Source organism: Paenibacillus agaridevorans, from assembly GCF_018604145.1.
Classification (GTDB): domain Bacteria; phylum Bacillota; class Bacilli; order Paenibacillales; family Paenibacillaceae; genus Pristimantibacillus; species Pristimantibacillus agaridevorans.
Genome location: NZ_CP075889.1, coordinates 8,086,797 through 8,107,744, shown reverse-complemented (window position 1 = coordinate 8,107,744; position 20,948 = coordinate 8,086,797). Strand labels below are relative to the sequence as shown.

The window sequence follows — 20,948 nt, the reverse complement described above, 5'->3', positions numbered from 1 at the left end:
CAAAAAGCCAGCGCCCGGCAGGCGCTGGCTTTAACGGAATTGCCTCGATTTCGGAGAAATGACCCGTCTCTCCTTTATTGCTTCGTCAACCGCACGTCGTCAACATGGAGCACCGTGCCTCCCGGCGAGTTGATATAGAAGCCGACGTCGACCGAGCCGCTCGTTACATTAATATTATCGATGCTGATATATTCCCACTCGCCCGTATTCGGAATGTTCGCGTAGATCGCCGATCCGCCATGGCTTGTAATCTCCGCTCTCGCCGTCGTAGGGGTCGCGTATTGCATGCGAACCCAAGCCTCCAGCTTGTAGTTCGCGTTGTTTACCGGCACGTTCACCACTTGGTGAATACTCTGCTGATACGCGCTTGCGGAGTAGAAGTACGCCCTCGCGTCCCTGTGCCAAGCCGATGTCGGAGGATGCGTGCCCGATCCGCTGTCGACGCCGAAGGCCAGCGCCTGTCCGCTCGGATGCCATTCTGTCCAGGCCGAGCTATACCCGACCCGTTCGAAGCTGCCGTTATCGAGCAAATTCAGCTCCGACTGCGGCGTTCCCGGCGAGCTCGGGGATACCAGAATCCGATCGAGATTGACGTTGCCGCTGTCCGCCGCGTCATACTTGAAGGCGATCGTATTCTCTCCCGCGTTCAAGGTCAGCGACTGCGAAACATCCTGCCATGCGCTCCAACTCGCGCCAGGGCTTGGCAGACTGGCCTGCGCCACGTCGACGCCGTTGACATAAGTGCTAAGCGTCTTCGTGCTGCCCGTGCCGTTCGCGTAACGAAGCGCCACTTGGTAGCTGCCGGCGGACGGAACATTCACTTTAAACGTTGCCGCCGCCCCCACTGCCGTCATGGTATCCACGAAAGCCGTGCCGCTGTGGAACCCATGGTTTTTGTTTGTCGCCGCTCCGCCGGACAGGGCGGCTCCCTCCGCTTCGTACTTGCCGACGGACGGGTAGAACGGCACCGAGATATAGTCCAGATTGACGTATCCGGTGTCTCCTGCATCCGCATAATAGCGGTACGTAATGGCGTTTCGTCCTGCCGCCAGCGGAACGGTTTCCGTCGCCGTCCCCCAAGTGCTCCAGTTCGCCAGGTTCGCGAGGCTTGTCCCCTTCACGCGCTTGCCGTTGACGAAAATGCTCAGCGACTTCGCCGAACCGTTGCCGTTGGCGTAACGGAGATCGACCGCGTAGTCGCCTGCCGCTTTGACGTCGGCGTAAAACGTAACGGACGCGCCGTCGTTCTCGATTTTGTCCACGAAGCCCGTGCCGGAGTAGCCGGCGTGATTGTTGTTGACGGCAGCCTGCGTAGCCGGCGTGGCGCCCGACAACGAAGCTTGCTCCGCTTCCAGCTTCATGGCCGTAGCGGCCGGCGCGCCTGTGCCCGAGACGACGATGTTTTTGGCGGAGCCGCTTCCGGCCGCGACCTTGACGTATGTCACTTCTCCATAGATATCGCGTCCCGTCGTCCAGCCTTCGCCGGATGCCGCGCGCAGCGCCGCAAGATCGCCGTAAGAGGTCATCCCTGAGCCGCCAAGCGTTACGCCCGTGCCGGCCTTGCCGTGGATCTTCACGATGTAGTTTTGCAGAGCCGGCGCAAACGTGCCCGTCTTGGCTCCTACCGAGAAGCTGACCCCGCTGCCGCCGTTATCCTGCGCCGTCAACGTCTGCTTAAAGATTTCGCCGCTCTCGTAATCGTAGCTGCCGCCGTCGTCATCATAATACGTGAAGCTGGTTGCAGCCGTATCCGGGAAAACATCGACATCGACGGTCGTAACCGCGCTTTGGCCGATATAATCCTGAGGCTCCTGCGTCGGAATAATGGCGCCTTTTTTGATGAAGAGCGGGATATCCGACCAGTCGTCCGCGTTTAGCGCGTACTGAATCGTTTGACCGCCCGCATACGTTTTGCCCGTAAAATAATCCGTCCACGTACCCGCCGGCAGATAGATCGGCTTGACCGTCTGGCCCTTGTCCACCACCGGAGCAGCCAGCAGCCAGTGGCCGAACATCCAGCCGTCGACGTAGTTGCTGACCGCCGGATCGTTTGGATAATCGAACAGCAGCGGGCGAACCAGACCGTTGCCCGTCTCGTATGCTTCCCGCTCGTAGGCGTACATGTACGGGATCAACGAATAACGCAGCTTGATCGCCGCCTTCGACGCTTCCTCCGCCGTAGGGCCATAAAACCACGGCTGCCGCTGATGGTACAAATTGCCGTGGACGCGGAACACCGGCGTAAGCGCCGCGAACTGCATCCATCTCGCATACAGCTCGGGGCTCGGATTGCTGTCGTTCGGGTTAAAGCCCCCCGTATCCATGCCCCACTTCGGCTGTCCCATGTTTACCGACGAGAGCATGACCGTGCGCTGCTCCTTCATGCCGGATGCCCAGCCGACCTTCTCGCCCATCTCGAACTGTCCTCCGATGTCGCCGGACCACAGCGTCGTCGCGTACCGCTGGGCGCCGGGATAGAACGTCCGCGCCGTCTGCCAGACGCGGGCCTGGTCGTTGGTGTAAGCGCGCTGCCCCTCGTACATCGCTTGGGACAGATGCGTCGTCGAGAAGTTGCCGAACCACCATTGGGCCGAGCCCGAAGCGATCTTGTCCGTTTCGTCGTTCCACCAGCCCACGATACCTTTGTCGTAAGCGTCCTCGGAGTGATCCCAGTACCAGGCGCGCATGCCCGCGTTGTAAGGATCGATGCTTCGTACCTTTACGGGAATAAAATAATCGTTGTATTCGCCATGTCCCGGATACCAATACCCCGCCGCGTTGGCGTCGTTGTATTGCGTCGTCCGGTTGCCGCTGCTGTCTTCCGTCACGATTCTCGGCTTCGTAATGCCGATCAGCTTGATCCCCTTGGCATCCATCGCCGTCTTCAGCGCCGTCGTGCCGGCGCTAGGGAAATTGGCCGTATTCCAGGCGAACTCGCCGTAATTCGTATCTCCATATTTCTTCCAATCATAGTCGAGTCCGTACGCGTCGAGCGGAATGTCCTTCGCGCGATACGTATCGATCATCGAGGTCATCTCCGTCTGGTTGGTATCCCATTCGAAGTTCATAAAGCCAAGCGACCACTTGGGCAGCATGGGAGACTTGCCCGTAATCTCGCCGACGCTGGCCATAATCTCCTCCGGGGAGCCGACCATGGCGTAATATTCGACGTCGGTCTTGAAGTAGCGGCGTCCTTCATCAGGCGTGCCGCCGTAATAAAATTCCAGCTTGCCCGTCGTGTCGGAGTATGGATAACCCCCGTCGCTGTCGACAAGCAGGCCGTAACCGGCCGTCGACCACATGAGCGGTCCGCCGGAATCCCCTTGGTTGCCGGCGTGCGCCGGATGGGTGCTGGAGTTGCGAAGCAGATCGGGAGCCGATTCGTTGGCATTGTAGCTGCGAATGCCATAGATGTTGTCGCCGGAGTTCCGCATAAACCGGACGCCGTCGTAGAAGACGCCTCCGCCCGATGGCTCCCACAGCAGCGTCGTGCCGTCAGCCTTTTTGATCGTAACGCGCGCCGGCGTCTTCGCGATTTCGACCCGAATCTCGGAGGTCACGATGGTAATGGGGTTGCTCGACGTATTAATCGTCGCCCCGACGGCGCTCCAGGTTTTGCCCGGATCAATCATAGGCGTATCGGGGCTGGGCGATACATCGTTCGGCCGGTACGACACCTTTACGATGTCGCTCTTGAGCACGTCGATAATGAGCTTGTCGTCGTTCGGCTCCGCGCCGTTGTCGATCGTCAGCGTAACCGAGTCTCCCGATACGGAGGCTCCCGTTACATTTCCCAGCGCCCCTACGTAAGCAAGCGTCGTGCCCGGACGAGCGATACCGATCAGCGAAAAGACCATCGAGAGCAAAACGACATAAACAATTGCGCGAGACTCTACCCTTAACACATGACATGCCACCTTCCACAATGGATTTAGACCCATGCCCATGTTCGGCTGCCGCACGAATCTAGCTCTAGCATAATGGAAGCGCTATCCTATTAAAATTCCATATTATTCCGATTCGGTATCTTTTGTTATGGAAACGCTGTTTCGACAGATTTGCCGAAACTATGGTACGATGACCAACATAGAGAATATTTGCAACGCCACTGAAGTTATTTCGGAGGACGCCATGACGAACGACAAGCGGAAGCTGCCGAATTCAGCTCCGGACAAGCAGATCAAATTTCATTTTGACAACCAATACATTCATGACCCCAAGCATTACGGACCCATTACACTGTATCAAATCGGCGATCTGAGCTGCGCGTCGGGCTATGAAGTCGGCGAGCATCGTCAATATTGCTATGAGATCAGCTATATCGTCTCCGGCAAAGGCGTATTTACGACCGACGACGCCAGCTATCCCGTTCAGGAGGGCGACTTGATCGTACATGTGCCCGGCCAGCGGCATAACGTTATAGCGGATCGGGAGGATCCATTCCGCTATTATTACGCGGGCTTCGAGTTTCGTCAGGAGCAGACCGACGGCGAGTTTCTTCATATCTCGCGTCTGTTTCAGCAGGTCAAACATCCTGTTGTCGCCGGAAGCCGGGCTGCGGCCCCCGTGTTCACCGGGCTGCTCCAGGAAGTTCTGAATTTGTCGGACTTCTCGCCCCTCATGATCGAAACGTACCTGAAGCAGCTGATCGTGCTGGCTTACCGGGGCTTCTACGAGGACCTGGCTTCCCATTACGCGCCGACCGCCAGTTCGGACGCCGTGCGGGACCTCGTCTACAGAGTCATCCATTACATCGATCTGCATCTGCTGGAGCTGACGGAGCTGTCCTCGCTCGCGAACGAGCTTAGTTACAGCTATGCGCATATTTCCCATATTTTCTCCAAAGAGACGGGACTTAGCGTCAAACAATATTACGATCAAAAGCGCTTCGAGCAAGCGACTGTCTGGCTCAGGCAGAGCCGTTATTCGATAACCGAGATTGCAGCCAATCTGCACTACCAGTCCATCCATTCATTCAGCAAAGCGTTCCGCCGCCACTTTGGCATGTCCCCCACGGAATATCAGGCAATTGCTTCCCACCTAAAAAAATGACCAATCATTCCGACAAATGAAAGCAAATCCAGCTCCTCGCGTCCTTGCTATGATAGGGACGAATAAACATATAGGAGCTGATGCGCCAATGAAACCTATGAAAGTCGCCGTAATCGGCAGCGGTCAAATCGCAACCTCAAGACATATTCCCGCTTATACGCGAAGCAAGCAGGCTGAAATCAAATACATCGTCGACCCGATTATCGAGCGGGCACAAGCTGCCGCAGAGCAATTCGGCATCCCGGTGGCGACGGCCAGTCTGGACGATGTGCTAAGCGATCCGGAGGTGACGGCCGTCTCCGTTTGTACGCCAAACCATACTCATGCCCCCGTCTCCATCGCCGCCCTGGAGGCTGGCAAGCACGTCCTCTGCGAGAAGCCGGCCGCCCTGACGTACGACGAAGCTTTGCGCATGAAGGAGGCGGCGGACCGAACCGGCAATATCCTGAACATCGGAGTCGTCAACCGTTTCAACAGCGCCGTCAATCACGTCAAACAGCTCATTGACGCAGGAGAGCTCGGCAAGCTGTACCATGTGTATTGCTCCTTCAGGGCGCATCGCTCCATCCCCGGACTCGGCGGACCGTTTACGACCAAAAGCATGTCCGGCGGAGGCGTGCTGATCGACTGGGGCATCCATTTTCTCGATCTCATCTTCTATTGTCTCGGCGAAAACACCAAAGCGCTAAGCGTCTCGGGCGCGGTACACGGCGAACTCGGCAAGCAGATGGAGAATTACGCCTTCACTTCAATGTGGGCCGGACCGCCAAATTACGAAGGAACCTACGATGTCGAGGACTTTGCGGCCGGCATGATCCGCACAAGCGGTCCCAGCTTGACTTTCAACGGGGCTTGGGCGCAAAACATTGCCGAATCGGCGATGTACGTGGAATTTCTCGGGGATAAAGGCGGAATCAAGCTGGAGTACGGTGGAGATTTCACCTTGTATACGTCGCGCGGCGGCATGCTGCTGGAGACGGCTGCGACCTTTAACAAGGTCGATGCGTTCGACGAGGAGATTGAGGCCTTCCTGTTGTCTGCCTCTGGCGGCGTCAAAAACAGGGCCAACATCGACAATACGCTGACGACCTCTCAGGTCATTGACGCGCTGTACGCCTCGTCTGAGCAGGGCAAGGAAATCGTGCTATGACCAAAAAAATCGGATTAATCGACTATTTCCTTGACGAGTGGCACGCCAACAACTATCCCGCCTGGCTGCGCGGGAGCGCCGCCGAGCAAGGACTGGACTGGGATGTCGCGTACGCTTGGGCAGAAAGAGACAAGCCCGGCGGACTCCATACGGACGACTGGTGCGTCGCTCACCATGTACAGCGGGCAGGCAGCCTCGCGGAGCTTGTGGAACGCTCGGACGCGCTGATCGTGCTGTCGCCCGACCATCCGGAGCATCATCTCCGCCTGTCCGAGCTGGCGCTGCAATCCGGCAAACCCGTCTATATCGACAAGACGTTTGCGCCCGACCTGGCTACGGCCGCAAAGCTGTTCGAGATGGCCGCGGCCGGGGGCACGCCGATATTCTCCACCTCGGCGCTGCGCTACTCCGAGCAAGTCATTGCGTTGCCCGCAGGGATCCATGCCGACTCGATCAGCCATCTGTCCGTGACCGGTCCGGGAGCTTTCGAGAACTACGCCGTGCACCAGATGGAGATGATCGTCGCCCTTCTCGGCGCTGCCGTCACTCGCGTCAAAAGTTTGTCCGCGCCGAACGGTGGCCGCCACCTGCTTATCGAGTTCGAAGGGGGGCGCCAGGCGTCGTTCCTCCAAATCAATAACGCTCCGTTCCAGCTCCTGCTACAGCCCAAAGGAGAGGCCGAAGGTTATATCGTGCCGGAATGCACCGGCTTCTTCCCCGAACTGATGAAGCAGATGCTCCTCTTCTTCGAGAGCGGAGTACCTCCGGTCCCGCGGGAACAGACGCTGGCCGTCATGGCGCTGCTCGATGCAGGCCGCTTGGCCCTTGTCAGGCGGGACGAATGGATATCCGTTGCGCGATGATATATGCACGATCTCGGGGACGCGGCAACCGTCTGCGAGATCGTGCTGCTCTATCTGCGAGATCGCGCTACCATCTCTATGGGATCGTGCTATTCTAATAGTAGTTCGTCGATTCTCGCGGCAGCCCGATCCGTCGCTTCCTCTACAGACATCTCTCCAGCCAAAATACGCTCCACCATCCGTGCGAATTCCTCGTCGATAGCGGTCCAATTCGGGACGGGAGGCCGCGGTCTTGCTTGCCCCAATTGCTCCAGATAAGGCGCCAGCAGCGGATTCGTCACGTTATTCTCAATTCCCTGTATGGTCGGGATTAGACCCGTCTCCGCCATAATCCGCTGCGGTTCCTCCGAAGTCATCCACCGGATGAACTCCCATGCCTCCTGCTTATGCGAGGACTGCTCGAACATGACGAGATTCTCCCCGCCGATAACGGAAATGCCTCCCGATCCCGATTCCAATCCCGGAAACAAACCAATAACGACATCGTCCAGGAGCTCCTTGTTCGGCCCCGTTGCATTGACGGTATGGAACCAGTGCGCGTCGTCGATCATGAGCAATTGTCCCTTCAGAATGCCGTCCCACGTGCCGGGCACCTCGCCCAAAATGGAGCGGCTCATAATGCCGCGGTCCATCCAGTCCTTCATTCGGTTAAGCGCGGCGCGGCTTGCTTCGCCGTTAAGATAGCCGCTTGCCTTGGTGTATTCCGGATTCGTCATTTCTCCGCCAAGGGACCAAAAGTAAGGCAGCATGCCCCAGCCTCCCGAACAGCAGACGCCGATGCCGTACGCGTCCGGCAAAACGGCCCGAAGCCGCTCTGCTGCCGCCTCCAGCTCCTCGAATGTGGAGGGAGGCTCGCTAAGGCCCGCCGCCTCCAGAAGCTTCTTATTGTAGAGAGCCGCGCGCGTATTGGCGTTGACGGGCAGTCCGTAATAGCCCCCTTTGTACACATTCGTCTGAATAAGAACGCCGATAAACGTATCTTTGATCGCGTCGAAGCCCGGCATGCCGGACAGCTCCTCGAGCGCTTCCTTTTTAGCGAATTCGGGCACCCATACGATGTCCATGCGCATGACGTCCGGCTGCTTGTTGTCCGCTACCGCAAACAGCAGCGTATCCTTGAATTGATCCGTTTGGTCTTTGCGCACGGCGTTAATACGAATATGGGGATATTGTTTCTCGAACAACGGCAGAACCTTCTCCAGGAACACTTCCTGCTCCAGATCGCTATAGGTGTGCCAGTATTCCAGCTCGACTGCATATCTCGAGGTATCGCCCTCAGGCTCCTGCTCCGCGAGCTCCCCCGGCGCTAGCGAAGGTCTCATGCATCCGGCCAGCGTTACAGTTGCCAGTATGAGCAGCATCACGCGCACATAAACGGTCAAGCTTCGGGCAGGCTTCCTCGCAGTCCATGCGTCGTCATTCATTTAGACCATCCTCCCCGGGCCATGTCGCCTCCTTGGTTCTCCCCTGCTCGCACTGTTCGCGGAATTCCAGCGGCGTGCAGTTCAGCTCCCGCTTGAACAGCTTCAGGAAGTGCTTGGGACTGTTAAAGCCCGATTCCGCGCCGACATCGATGACCTTCATGCTCGTTTGCTCCAGTAGATGTTTTGCGTAGTGAAGCCGCAGGGAAATCACGAAGTCGATGAAATTCATGCCTGTTCGCTGCTTGAACTGCTCGCTGAAATAATTTTTGCTCATGTGCACATAATCGGCCACATCCTGCAGAGGTATATCTCTGCGATAATGCTCCTGAATATAGGATAACGCGAGTTGGATGACATGCGCGCCGCCGGCGTCGACCGCGACAGTTGGACGATTGTCCGGCTTCCAGAACCGGGACAGCTCCTCCCGCACGGCGCGAATCAGGGAATCCAGCCCGGACGATTGCTCCAGACTCCCCAGCCTCCTCATCATCATGCCCATATCCTCCTCCGTCTTCACGCGGAATCGATGCGACCACATAATCATAAGCAGGCTTCTGGCGTGCGCGACGATCTCATCGCGGCCATAACGCCGCGCTTTCCATAACGCGACCATCTCCGCCAACGCCGCCTCGCTGCCGGGTTGATCCGAAAACGCGTAAGCCTTCGAGAACTTCTCCCGCAGCCGTTCGAAGCCCGCATCGGACCCGGGAGTTTGCCGCCGCTCCTCCCCTCCGGAAGGAATTTGGCCGAGATAACACCGCCCCCTCCCCTCAAAAAAGGCATTCCCGAGCGCCTTTCGCGCCCATCCGTATGCGTCTTGGGCCGACTGCAATCGGTGTACGACGGGACTGACGCCGACCGTAAATTCTCCCATGCCGTCCTCCTCCGCGAGCAGTCGATGATATCGCGTAATATCCGAGAGAGCGCTCCCGTTATGATCCGCAAGCAGCGTCACCAGCTCGCCCTCTCCTGACAGGAACGAGTGGCCATGGGGGCACCATTCGTTGAGCTTGTTCTTCGCAGACTCAAGCGAGACGATATGCCGCAAAGTTTCACCGCCCGCGGGCTCCAGTCGCCAGACGGCCAGCACGATATGGCCGATTGCCCATTCCGGCTTCCATTCGAAATCCTTGCCGATGCCTCCCAAAAAAGCTTTCAGCTCCTCCTCGAACCGATGCTTTCTGCTTTTCTCCTCCTCTTCCCGCAGTCTCAGCTCCTTCTCGCTGCCGGCAAGGTCCCGCGCCAATCGATCCTTGCATGTCCGGACGACGCGCAGCAGATCCTCCGGTTCCATCGTCGGCTTTAGCAAATAATCCACCACGACGCCGAGCTTTACCGCCTCCACCGCATAAGCGAAATCGCTGTAGCTGCTCACCAGCACGACCTTCAGCTCCGGACGAAGCTCCTTGGCAAGGCGGATGAGTTCCAGTCCGTCCATGAGCGGCATTTTAATATCCGTTATCAGAATATGGATCTCCTCCGACCGAATGAGCGCCAGCGCCGCCTCTCCGTTCGCCGCTTCGCCGGCCAGCCTGACGCCCTCCTGCTCCCATTCGACGCAGGACGCCAGGCCGAAGCGGATCATCGGCTCGTCGTCCACGATCAGCGCGTTATATACCAATTGCCATCTCCTCCTTCATAAAAGTGTAAAGGACACTCGTGACTTCAGTCGTGAGAGGAATTTACGCGGTCTTCCCTTTCTATGAAACATAAACGAGTCCTTACTCCCTCCCTTCGAAGGATTTCTACAAATTTGTTGGATTATTCTCCCGATAGGAACACATGTTTGGTATAATGAATATGTGGTTGTAGTTTCTTTTAGTAATGTGAGGTGATTATCCATTCGAAATGCGAATAATGAGAAGTGTACCATCACGCTAACCGCTAGAATCAAGATATTTCCTACGTCTGAACAGGCTGAAATGCTCCTTCAAACCACCCGCGCTTACGGGGAAGCTTGCAACTGCGTATCCGAGCTTGTATTTGAGTCACGCAAGATGTCGGTAACCTTCTTGCATAAGCAGGCCTATCGTCATTTGCGTGAATCCTATGCTCTTCGTTCCCAGATGACACAATCGGTTCTGAAGACGGTTGCCGCTCGTTATCGATCACTGAAGGGAAACAAGCATTCTTGGACAAGGATTCAGTTCAAGAAGCCAGAATACGATCTCGTCTGGCACCGGGACTACTCCATGGCAGGTCGGTTGTTCTCCATGAATACTTTAGTTGGACGAATAAAGGTACCATTTGAAACGAAAGGGATGGAAGCCTACTTCGATGGTTCCTGGACGTTCGGGACCGCAAAGTTTGTGACAAAGCGCGGGAAGTTCTACTTACATATCCCGATGTCGAAAGAGATTGGAGAAATTCCTACCGCATCCATTCGCCAAGTCGTTGGAGTAGACCTGGGGATGAACTTTACCGCTACAACCTATGACACCGATGGACAAAGCACCTTCTACAACGGTAGACCGATCAAGGATAAGCGATCGAGATTCAAACAATTGCGTAGAGCGTTGCAACAAGCAGGCACGCCTTCCGCACTCAGGAAGCTGAAGCGGATCGGGGATCGAGAAAACCGCTGGATGATGAATACCAATCATCAGATATCGAAGGCACTCGTTCACCGCTATGATCCGGGCACATTGTTTGTTCTTGAAGACTTATCAGGGATTCGGGGTGCCACGGAAATCGTCCGATTGAAAGATCGATATGAGACGGTATCGTGGTCATTCTACCAGCTAAGGCTGATGATTGAGTACAAGGCACTGCTTCAAGGTTCAAAAACGATTGCCGTTGATCCCAGGTACACCTCGCAGAGATGCTCGAAATGTGGTCACAAGGAGAAGGCAAATCGTGATAAGAAGAAGCACAGCTTTTGTTGCAAAGAATGCGGCTATCGCTCGAATGATGATCGAATCGCCGCAATGAATCTTCAGCGCATTGGAATGAAGTACATCGCTGAAGTGGTTGCTTAGGTATAACCTATGCAATTGGGCAGTTGTCAGCCTGCCTAAAGTAACGCCACCCTAAGGAAGGAGGCTGTATAGCCGTTCACACTTCCGGGCAGTTACAAGCTCGTGAATTCAGTCATGAGTTGTTGACAAACAGCTTGACCGTTACGATGGTCCCGCCGCCCGGCGGACTGACGATCTCCACGCCGCTTCGTTCGCCATAATACAGCTGCACCGTCTCATGCACGTGATTGAGGCCGATCCCGAACATGCCGGATTTGGCCTCCCCCGTCCTGCCCAGCAACAAGCCCGGCAGACGGTCCGGCGGAATGCCTGCTCCATCGTCTTCGATTCGTAGAATTAATCCTGGCTCCAGCGTATCGGCCGTCTGCTCGATGGTAACCGTCACCGTCCCGCCGTCCTCCTTGGGCGCGAGCCCGTGGAAGATCGCATTCTCCACGATTGGCTGCAAAAGCATCCGCGGAATGGACACGTCCTTCAGCGCTTCCTCGCATCTGACATCCAGATGGATACGGAAGTCGTATCGAAACCGTTGGATGACCATATATTTGTCCAGCAGTTCCAGCTCATCCCGAATCGTATAGAACACTCCTTGCTTCTCCATGCTTGCTTCCATTAGCCGGACCAGCGATGAGATGCCGTCATACGCGCCTTCCTTCCGCCCGAACTTGATCATCCAGCGTATGGTGGCCAGCGTGTTATATAAAAAATGCGGATTAATCTGATGCCGCAGCGCTCGCATCTCGGCTTCCCGCTTCTTCCCTTCCACCTCATTTACCTGCTCGATCAACGCCTCGATCTGGCCTACCATCTGGTTGAAGCGGCGGCTTAATTGCCCGATTTCGTCCTGGGACGAGACCGCAGAGAGAGCTTTGAAGTTGCTTCGCTCGATCTCTTTCATTTGCCTCATTAATGATTTAAGGGGTGAAGTAATTCGCTTCGAAAACAAATAACCCGTTACGGAGGCCAGCGCCAGCAAAAGGGTGGCGAACAGCCAGATCTGCTGCTGAATGCGCGCGATATCCCCGATCATCTCGCCCACGGGAACGATGCCGACGATCGTCCAGTCGTTCTTTAGTTTGCGTGTCACCGCATATTGGCGAACACCGTCCAGCTCCAGCTCGAACTCCGACTCCTCTGCCCCGATACGCGGCAGCCGTTCGCCTACCCCCGTTGTCTCAAGCGTGTCGCTCCAGCGCTCCGGCTCCGAAGCGATGACAACCTTTCCGGCTCCGTCAACGACAAAGAAGTCGCCCGTCTTTCCAAGCCGGATCCGATCGATTGCTTGCAGGATGAGCTGGCCGTCGACGTTGACCAAAATCGCTCCCGCCGGCTCGCGCGTGGCGAGGTTGTGCAGCGGCTTAACGAATGTCAACACCAGTCTCGTATTCTCCCCTCCTCCGCTGAAAGGGTCGAATTGGAGCGGCAGCCACAGTTCGTCTTGCCTGCCCCCAAGAATATCGTTGTACCAATCCCGCTCCGTCAGCGTATACCGCATGACCTTCGACGCGTTGAACAGTCCGCTGCCCCAGCTGACGCCCTGCTCCCGGAGCAGGTAGATGCTGTGCACGAACGAACTTGTGTACATGATGTTGTTGAGAATATCGTTAACGGCGTTTTTGTGATCGAACTTCTGGTCGACCGACAGCCCGCCCTTCGCTTCCTCCTGAATAACGCCCTGAATCCGCGCGTCGCGAAAAATCTGTTGCCCCATGTCGCTGCCGACGGTCAGAATAAGCGACAGGTAGTCGGCGGACTGCTTGGCGGATTGTTTGGTGGAAGCACTTACATTTCGTAAAATAACTTCGGAAGAGAACCAGAAATAAAGCGAGCTGATCATCGCAATCGCGAAGGTAAGCAGCATGAGCAGCAGGAGGATGAGCTTCGTGGACAAGCTGCGGCCAAGTCTGTTGCGAATAAAGGATATCACGGCGGCCCCCCTCCAAATTGTTCAAGGTTTCTTTATTATAAACCGGAGCCGGAGCCGCTGCACGAGAAAAAATGGAGCCGCCGGCGTACACGGGTTGGCGATTGACTCGCGGGTAAACGTGCATGACAACGCCCGGAGTCGCTTAGGCTCTGGAGCCCAAGAAAGTCGGGTTACAGAGTACGTCGGAGTAACTTTGGAGCCTGCAACCCGAAAAAAAATCGGGTTACAGATTAAGTCGTAGGTAACTTTGGACTCAGCATCCCTTTGCGGCCCGAGAAAGTCAGGCTACAGCTTCGCTCAAGGTAACTTTGGACTCTGTAACCCGAAAAAATCGGGCTACAGCATCACTCGAGGTAACTTTTGACTCTGTAGCCCGAAAAAATCGGGCTACAGCTCCGCTCGAGGTAACTTTGGGCTCTATAGCCCGAGAAAGTCGGGCTATAGCTTCGCTCCATTGTGTACGGACATGTGTGGCATTCGGCCGCTTTCACACGTTCGCGTTTGCGGCGCCTCGGAGATTGTCTCGCTAATACCGTCAGACTTCATAAAATAAGTTTTATACTGACCTCAGAAATTGAAAGAGCGACAGCCAAGGACGAGATAATAAAGTCCTAGACTGTCGCTGTCTCATATCTTTTGGATTTTCATTTTCATTATAGTCGTATTTTGATGCTTTTCATTTAGCCTCATTAAGTTCTTTTACTTCTATAACCTCTTTATCAAACTGATACGCTACAGTAACATTTTTTATTATCGCAAGATTCTCGTATTGCAGAGAACCCTCGAACTCTAAAGTATCGTTGTCACTCCACACTATGTTATTTGCATAGCTATAATTCTCATGATCTGTGCGAATCCATGTGTCTAATTCTTGTTGTGCACCATATTTGACTCTTGCTGATTCTACCAACTCGGGACTTATCCTTCTCTCTTCAACATCATAAATTTGAACGAATTCACTTTTATTAGAGCATGTTACAATCGCAATTAACTTATGATCTGGTGAAGGAATAATTTTCTTGATATACATAGATGGTGTATCAAAATTCAAAAACTCTTCAAGCACATTGTCCTTTATCCGCCAAAGGACGTTCTGACTCCCATAATCCGAATAATTGTTAAACAACGTAAATATGATACTTCCGTCCGCTGACTTAACAATATAAGGACTCTCATAAGTTTTTGAAAGAATATCTACGGCGAAAGCAGCCGCATCAGCGATTTTTTTATTTTCGCTTACCACAAATGGCTGAATTTCTTTTAACACGTTTTCTCTCATCTTTTGATCATTAAAACTTTCTACTAGCCGATTGATTGCAATATATACATATTCATTATTATCACTTTTTAAAGCTTTCAGAAATTTTTCCGCATCATAATGTGTGATAGGCTGTAAATCCATGCTTTCAGCTGTTAAATAGCGTATATAAGGTTCTGAATTTTGATTATTAATATAGTCTTTTGCTAATAAAACAGTAGCGATTGAACTGTATAGAACAAGACATGCAACCAAAACAGCCCACTTTTTAAAAATAATTTTTTTCCTTTTCTTTATTCCAATTTGCCCCGCCGCATCAATTAAGTTTTCATCAATTAATCCAATCTCCCTATACAACTCTTCTCTTTTCATAGGTTAACTCCCTCTTTATCTAGATGAGCTCTAAGTTTATTTCTTGTTCGAAATAATATGGACTTCACTTTACTGCTACTCATATTAAATCTCATACCAAGATCCGCTATTGAATCTGAGTACCAGTACCTCCTAATAAATAAATTTCTTGCTTGCTTATCTATAGCATATAAGAATTGATTTATTAAGTTGGCTATCTCGCCTGCTTCATACTCTGTTTCTACAGTATCTAGGGAAGCTAAACATCCTTCTAATTCAGTTAGAATGACTTCAAACTCGCGATTACGCTTTTTCGCTGTATTATAACCATGTTTATCAAGCGCAATATTACGTGTGATCCTCCCCAAAAATACAGAGAACTTTTTAGGCATAGTAGGCGGAATTGCATTCCATGCAGCTAAGTATGTATCGTTCTCACATTCTTCAACATCCGAAATATTGGAGAGTATGTTTCTTGCAATCGCTCTACAGTATGCCCCATATTTATTCTTAGTCTCTAAAGGGGCTTGCTGTGAACGCTGTAAGTATAAGTGAACTATTTCTTGGTCTTCCATCGGTTATTCTCCTTTTGTAAATCTTATCCCCAACTCATTTTAGCTGTTGTATTATATACTCTTAACTATATAGTAGAAAGTTCGAAGAGCTGGTTGCACTTGCGCTATAATTTTTAAATCAATAATCCTAGCCTATAAGAGTTAATAAGCTCCTTATGTGCTAAGATCGGGCACTTAATCACTCAATTATATACTTGTTTCATCTAAAAAATTTCGCCGTCACCTGACAGAACGAACTCACCAGCCGCTATTTTCGCAGCATTCGCCCCCCAAAAAAATACAACAGACACCAGCAGCGTTAATTGCACATTTTCACACAAGATACTGTGTACAATGGCTAAATAACGACCGCTATGTCCGTTGCAATTTTAAACCTATAATGGATTAGCCTACGCTCCATATGTCCGTTGCGCGCAGTGTGGCTAGCTGCCCGCAGGGGATAACCGCAGCCGCTCGCCCGGCGACGTTGCGATTTCTAACACCGCTCCTTTCGGACATGCCAGAAGCTCTTCCCTCCGACCCTCGCGAACAAGAAGTACCTCTGGCCACGGCTTGTACACTCGCAGCATGGAGCCGGCTTCGCTGACAATCTCGACTTCCCGCACCGCCCCGGCTTCGAAGGAGGCGCTCACCAGGAAGCCGCCCACCGCGCGGAGCGTCCGGAACGCAGCCCCCTTCTCTGCTGGCCAATTGGGAAACAAACGTATAATGCCGTTGTAACTCTGCAGCAGACATTCATTGATGACGGCAGGCAGCGCGAAGTTCTCGAACCAGATGCCCATCGGCTGCATATAGTCAAACGGGGTCGTATCCGAATAACGGCCTCCCGACTCCAAAAGCTTGTCTGTACACGTACCGTTCGGCAGCAGACAATATCGGATTTGCCGCTTGAACCGCTCCAGGTCGAGTTTTCCGAGCCGCGCTCCCGCAAGATTCAGAAAGACGAGCTCGTTGCCGCCTTCATTACGGTGGTTCAAAAAGGAATTCACCGCGATCTCGTAAAATTCCGGCGGCGAATGCAGGCCATGCTCCTCCCCAGGAAAGACGGTCGCCACTCCGTTCGGCACGTTGTAGACGACTTCGGGATTTTCGCCCGGCACGGAGACGAACACGGTACCGCGCTTCGACTCCGCCGTCGGATTGTCCGGGAACCTCTCCAGAATCTCGCCAATCAGACCAAGCAGTTCTCCCTCTTCCGCTTCGCGTCCGAGCGCGGAACAAGCCTCCCCGAACGCGCGAAATAGAAACCTCGTTAGCGTCAAATCCACTATGCAGTCGTAATTCCGGCGAAATCCCGGCGTCAGTTCGTACAACTCCGGTACGACCGTGGGAAAAATGTGAAAGCGGTCATCGCCCCAATCCTCGCCGCTCGCTTCCGGCCTGAGCATATAGTCCGCCATGAACAACGCCGCTTCCTTTATCGGCGTAAATGCCCGCTCCTCCAGAAAGACGCGGTCCATCGTATACAGATAATGCCACCATAAGCTTTGCACCGTCCAAGGCGTCTCGCATACCTCCCAGCCCCAATGCGGGACGGGATACGGCATGATGTCCATCTCGACGGGATAGGCGGAGTGGGGAAAATAAGCGCCCCGCAAGCCGTAATACTCTCGCGCCCACTTTCTGCTGACGGGCAGCACGTGGTCAACCATGTTCGCGTACGCCAAATGCTTGTCGGCGTGATTGCTCGAGAAGGCAACCCAGAACGGCTGCTGCGTATTGTAGTTCATATGGTAGTCCCCGTGCCACTCCGCGCCGATTTTGCCGTAGCTCCAGTTCGCAAACAGTCCGGGGCAGTCCGCCTCGGGCTTCACGGAGCACTGGAAGAAGTACAGGTTACGGTACCAAGTCTCTTCCAGCAGCTTGTCCTCCAGCTCCACTCCCGAGCGCGACCAATAGGAATCCCACGTGGCATCCGATGCCGCCAAGGCCTCGCGAAAAGCGCCGAAATCGGGATCGCTCAGCCGCAAGAAAGTATCCCCCGCGTCATCGCCGACCTCCCGCAGAGTTCCCTCTTCCAACCGGACCCGAATATCGAAGCTTTCTCCCGCCCCCAGCGCAAGCCCCAACTGCTTGCCGTCAGTCCGGGCCTCTACGTCTGATGAGACTCGCGCCGACAACCGAAACGCCCGGGACTTGTCTTCCGTGTTCTCGCCCTCTTCCAATGACCTCGGCAGCTTCTGCCGGAACGACAGCCCTCGAACAGCGGCGTCGACCGTCTCTTCCGGGCTCGGCAGCTCCGCCGGCGTCTCGGGATCGGGTATAAGCTTTACCCGGTTAAACAGATTGGCATGAGGAGCGCTTCCGTCCTCATTCCGAAGCGTCGCCAGCAGTTCGTCCCCCCGCTGGTCGACAAATAGCTGCAGCGTAGCAATGCCGTTATGCGTCAGAAAGTCGATCTCGCACAAGCCATTATCGACCGACAGACGATGGCCCAATACCTCGATCTCTCTCCTGTCGAAACCAAGCAGCAGCGAGCCGCATGGCATGGGACGCGGGTACGGCTTCGCGTAATTCGCTCCCGCCATCGTTACGTAATCCCGGTACCATGGCTCGTCGCTAAGCGACGCATAGTGCTCCGGAATGTCCTTAATCCGGGCAAACAGCTCGCCGAACGTGCCGATCTCTTCCTTGTGCTCCTCCGCTATGCGGATATCCCACACGTTGTTATGGCCAAAGTGTATGACAACCGCGTCCGGCCGAGTTGTCACAACCGCTCCAAGGCCGCCGTTGCCAAGCAGCGCCCCCTCAAAAAAATTGGCAGCCGGTCCTTTAAATACGATGGCATGCTTCCGTGCCCTTTCTCTGTTGACCATGATTCCGTTTCCTCCTGACTTTGCCACGATGTAAATGACAACGCTTACTATATTGCACATCATAGCTCGAAAAGAGAGGTTCCGGGTAGGTACACTTCCTCCTTTTCGCGTACGATCGTCCCGAATTTCAGGGACCAATATACACGCCGCGCGTACGTTCAGCAATACCAAAGCCGGGATTCCGCGCAGTACGGCCGGGAAAAGCGTACGTTGCTTGCCTATGCGCGGCTCGGCCTGTTCAGTGCTTGGCTGACTCGACGACTGCATGCGTTAAGACAAAAAGCGGGCTACAAATAACGTCGCCCGCCCGTCGCAACTCTCCCGCGCAAATTTATTGTTCCGAACCGTACAACTGGCCGCAACCCGCATTAATGTCTGAGCCGAACTGGGTTCTCACGGTCACCCGCGCCCCTCTGCTCTTCAGAATTCGTACGAATTCTTCGATGCTTGCCCGCTCGGACTGACTATACCGCTCGCCGGTCCCGTCCGTGGCATTGTAAGGAATTAAATTTACGTGATACAGATGCTCCCGCAAGCCTCGTCCCATAAGCAGCCCGGCAATCGCCTCCGCATGCTCCCGGGAATCATTGACCCCTTTAAGCAAAATGTACGCCACATAAACCTTCCGTCCCGTTTGCCGGACATGAAGCTCCAGCTCTTCCAGCACTTCGTGCAGCGGGAAACGGTTATTGATCGGCATTAACGCGCTTCTCTGATCCGGGAACGGAGAATGCAGGGAGAAGGTCAGATTCACTTGAGGGAACTCCTCCCTTAATCGACGCATAGCCGGCACGATGCCGATTGTGGACACCGTGATCCTCCGCTGGCCAAGACCGAACAATTGCGGATCCGTCAAAATCGACAATGCCTCGAACAGATACGGATTGGCTAACGCTTCCCCCATGCCCATGAAGGAAACGCTGTCCAGCACATGCCCCTGCATAAGAAAATACAACAGCTGGTCGGTAATCTCGTCCGCCGTCAAATTTCGTTTCAGTCCCATCGTTCCGGTCGCGCAAAACGAGCAGCCGAACCCGCAGCCGCATTGAGAGGAGATGCAATACGAGTCCCAGCCCCGTTCGTAGCTGAGCCTTACTGCTTCTACCCGTTCGCCGTCCTCCAGCCCGAACAGCAGCCGATTCGCCTGCTTCGACGTTATCTCCGCCGCCGGCTTAAGTTCGCATACCTCATTCCCCAGTTCCATCATCAGTTCGTCCCGCAAACCCTTCGGCAATAGGCCCATGTTATTGTATTCGCGTACTCCCTGCCTGAATATCGCGTCCGTAATTTGTTTATACCGATAATGGGGTTGTCCCGTTTTCTTGATAATATCGCTTATTCGCTCGTATCTGTTCCTCTTTTTCATCGCTTTCTCCCTCTGGCCCCGGAGGAAAGCAACACCAAAAAGAAGCACCGGCAAGCCGGGGCTTCTAGCACTCTTTATCAACCAAAATGAACGTGAAACTACGCCTCCCGGCGCATTCGTCACCGATAGGCGGATTCCGTCATGGTAGGATAAAGCTCCGGCGGCCGTAAAATGTGAACCATGCCCGCTGACTTGTCGTCTTGCCCGACGAATGGCAGGTTCACGTAATCATCTACAACTTCCGGCATCACTTCATCCTCCTTCTGCCCTGCGGCACTCATGTAACAAGTACCCTAACACGGAACCGGGCTTCCGGTCAACCTACCTCCCCGCGCAGGCGGCAGGCTAGCAGGCATGTTGTTGACACGCCACCAAAAGGTGTCCTACAATCAAAACGGCACCAAGCAGCATTAAAACCGACTATTAAACGAGGATATAAAATGACAACTAAACGATAAGGAGTGCTTCCTTTGACAACTAATCAAACCAATCCCAAGGTGGACGGATTTCTAAGAAAGGCAAAAAAATGGAAAGCCGAATTTGAGGAGTTGAGAAAAATCGTTCTCGATTGCGGGCTGACCGAGGATTTTAAGTGGATGCATCCTTGTTACACCCTGGATGGCAAAAACATCGTGTTGATACACGGGTTCAAAGAATACTGCGCCCTTCTGTTCCACAAAGGCGCCTTGCTTAAGGACGATCACGGCATTCTGATCCAGCAGACGGAGAACGTGCAAGCCGCTCGCCAGATCCGTTTCACCAGCCTGCAGCAAATCGAGGAAATGCAGCTGATCTTGAAGGCGTATATCGATGAAGCCATCGAGGTGGAAAAGTCCGGCAGGCAAGTCGAGATGAAACAGCATGCCGAATACGTCATTCCCGGGGAATTGGAAAATAAATTCGTGGAAATCCCCGACTTGAAAACGGCTTTCGAAGCATTGACGCCCGGAAGGCAAAGAGCGTACATCTTCTACTTCTCCGAACCCAAACAATCCAAAACCCGCGAGTCCAGAATCGAAAAGTACTTGCCGCAAATACTGGATGGAAAGGGGCTCAAGGATTAGCAGGTTAGCTGGCAAGACCGTTAACGCCATACCATACAGCAGGGAGCAGATCGCCTCGGCATCCGCTCCCATTTCCTGTTCCTATTGAAGCACGTTGGGGGGACCAATCAAAAATCCAAAAGCA

The 20,948-nt window shown here is 54.0% G+C and carries 14 protein-coding genes; 5 read left to right on the top strand and 9 right to left on the bottom strand.

Annotated elements, in window-relative coordinates:
* Nucleotides 1–74: 74 nt before the first annotated feature.
* A complete protein-coding gene (locus tag KJW29_RS32390) occupies nucleotides 75–3,905 on the bottom strand; it encodes a TIM-barrel domain-containing protein (protein ID WP_246608469.1) in 3,831 nt (1,276 codons plus the stop codon).
* 226 nt (nucleotides 3,906–4,131) lie between these two features.
* Between KJW29_RS32390 and KJW29_RS32385 the strand changes: the two genes are divergently transcribed.
* The 3 genes from KJW29_RS32385 to KJW29_RS32375 all read left to right on the top strand — a co-directional run bounded on the left by KJW29_RS32385 (nucleotide 4,132) and on the right by KJW29_RS32375 (nucleotide 7,065).
* The gene (locus tag KJW29_RS32385) at nucleotides 4,132–5,052 is read left to right on the top strand and encodes a helix-turn-helix transcriptional regulator (RefSeq protein ID WP_214627700.1); all 921 of its coding nucleotides are present in this window, start codon (nucleotides 4,132–4,134) and stop codon (nucleotides 5,050–5,052) included.
* A gap of 88 nt (nucleotides 5,053–5,140) precedes the next feature.
* Nucleotides 5,141–6,202: a Gfo/Idh/MocA family protein gene (locus KJW29_RS32380; protein ID WP_214627699.1), complete on the top strand. Its 1,062-nt coding sequence runs from the start codon at nucleotides 5,141–5,143 to the stop codon at nucleotides 6,200–6,202.
* The gene (locus tag KJW29_RS32375; protein WP_214627698.1) at nucleotides 6,199–7,065 is read left to right on the top strand and encodes a Gfo/Idh/MocA family oxidoreductase; all 867 of its coding nucleotides are present in this window, start codon (nucleotides 6,199–6,201) and stop codon (nucleotides 7,063–7,065) included. The genes KJW29_RS32380 and KJW29_RS32375 overlap by 4 nt, the downstream gene beginning before the upstream one ends.
* Before the next feature lie 89 nt (nucleotides 7,066–7,154).
* Here KJW29_RS32375 and KJW29_RS32370 read toward each other — a convergent pair whose 3' ends face one another.
* Together KJW29_RS32370 and KJW29_RS32365 are read right to left on the bottom strand one after the other, a co-directional pair.
* Complete coding sequence (locus tag KJW29_RS32370; protein WP_214627697.1) at nucleotides 7,155–8,489, bottom strand: extracellular solute-binding protein; 1,335 nt, start codon at nucleotides 8,487–8,489, stop codon at nucleotides 7,155–7,157.
* The gene (locus KJW29_RS32365; RefSeq protein WP_214627696.1) at nucleotides 8,482–10,110 is read right to left on the bottom strand and encodes a response regulator; all 1,629 of its coding nucleotides are present in this window, start codon (nucleotides 10,108–10,110) and stop codon (nucleotides 8,482–8,484) included. Before KJW29_RS32365 ends, KJW29_RS32370 begins: the two co-directional genes overlap by 8 nt.
* Before the next feature lie 250 nt (nucleotides 10,111–10,360).
* Here KJW29_RS32365 and KJW29_RS32360 point away from each other — a divergent pair, with 250 nt between their 5' ends.
* The gene (locus tag KJW29_RS32360; RefSeq protein ID WP_425517586.1) at nucleotides 10,361–11,467 is read left to right on the top strand and encodes an RNA-guided endonuclease InsQ/TnpB family protein; all 1,107 of its coding nucleotides are present in this window, start codon (nucleotides 10,361–10,363) and stop codon (nucleotides 11,465–11,467) included.
* A 112-nt stretch (nucleotides 11,468–11,579) separates the two neighbouring features.
* On the opposite strand, the gene KJW29_RS32355 is transcribed toward KJW29_RS32360, so the two are convergent.
* The 6 genes from KJW29_RS32355 to KJW29_RS32330 form a co-directional block, all read right to left on the bottom strand.
* Nucleotides 11,580–13,394 (bottom strand): cache domain-containing sensor histidine kinase, encoded by a 1,815-nt coding sequence (locus tag KJW29_RS32355; protein ID WP_214627694.1) that lies wholly within the window; start codon nucleotides 13,392–13,394, stop codon nucleotides 11,580–11,582.
* Nucleotides 13,395–14,070: 676 nt separating this feature from the next.
* Nucleotides 14,071–15,024: a hypothetical protein gene (locus KJW29_RS32350; RefSeq protein WP_214627693.1), complete on the bottom strand. Its 954-nt coding sequence runs from the start codon at nucleotides 15,022–15,024 to the stop codon at nucleotides 14,071–14,073.
* Nucleotides 15,021–15,578, bottom strand: a complete 558-nt coding sequence (locus KJW29_RS32345) for an RNA polymerase sigma factor (RefSeq protein ID WP_214627692.1) — start codon at nucleotides 15,576–15,578, stop codon at nucleotides 15,021–15,023. Before KJW29_RS32345 ends, KJW29_RS32350 begins: the two co-directional genes overlap by 4 nt.
* A 422-nt stretch (nucleotides 15,579–16,000) precedes the next feature.
* Nucleotides 16,001–18,394, bottom strand: a complete 2,394-nt coding sequence (locus tag KJW29_RS32340; protein ID WP_214627691.1) for a glycosyl hydrolase family 95 catalytic domain-containing protein — start codon at nucleotides 18,392–18,394, stop codon at nucleotides 16,001–16,003.
* A gap of 331 nt (nucleotides 18,395–18,725) precedes the next feature.
* Entirely contained in the window at nucleotides 18,726–19,760 is a 1,035-nt protein-coding gene (locus KJW29_RS32335; RefSeq protein WP_214627690.1) for a Cfr family 23S rRNA (adenine(2503)-C(8))-methyltransferase, read from the bottom strand.
* Nucleotides 19,761–19,879: 119 nt separating this feature from the next.
* A complete protein-coding gene (locus KJW29_RS32330; protein ID WP_187103703.1) occupies nucleotides 19,880–20,041 on the bottom strand; it encodes a hypothetical protein in 162 nt (53 codons plus the stop codon).
* Nucleotides 20,042–20,230: 189 nt separating this feature from the next.
* Between KJW29_RS32330 and KJW29_RS32325 the strand changes: the two genes are divergently transcribed.
* The gene (locus tag KJW29_RS32325; RefSeq protein WP_214627689.1) at nucleotides 20,231–20,824 is read left to right on the top strand and encodes a YdeI/OmpD-associated family protein; all 594 of its coding nucleotides are present in this window, start codon (nucleotides 20,231–20,233) and stop codon (nucleotides 20,822–20,824) included.
* Nucleotides 20,825–20,948 lie beyond the last annotated feature (124 nt).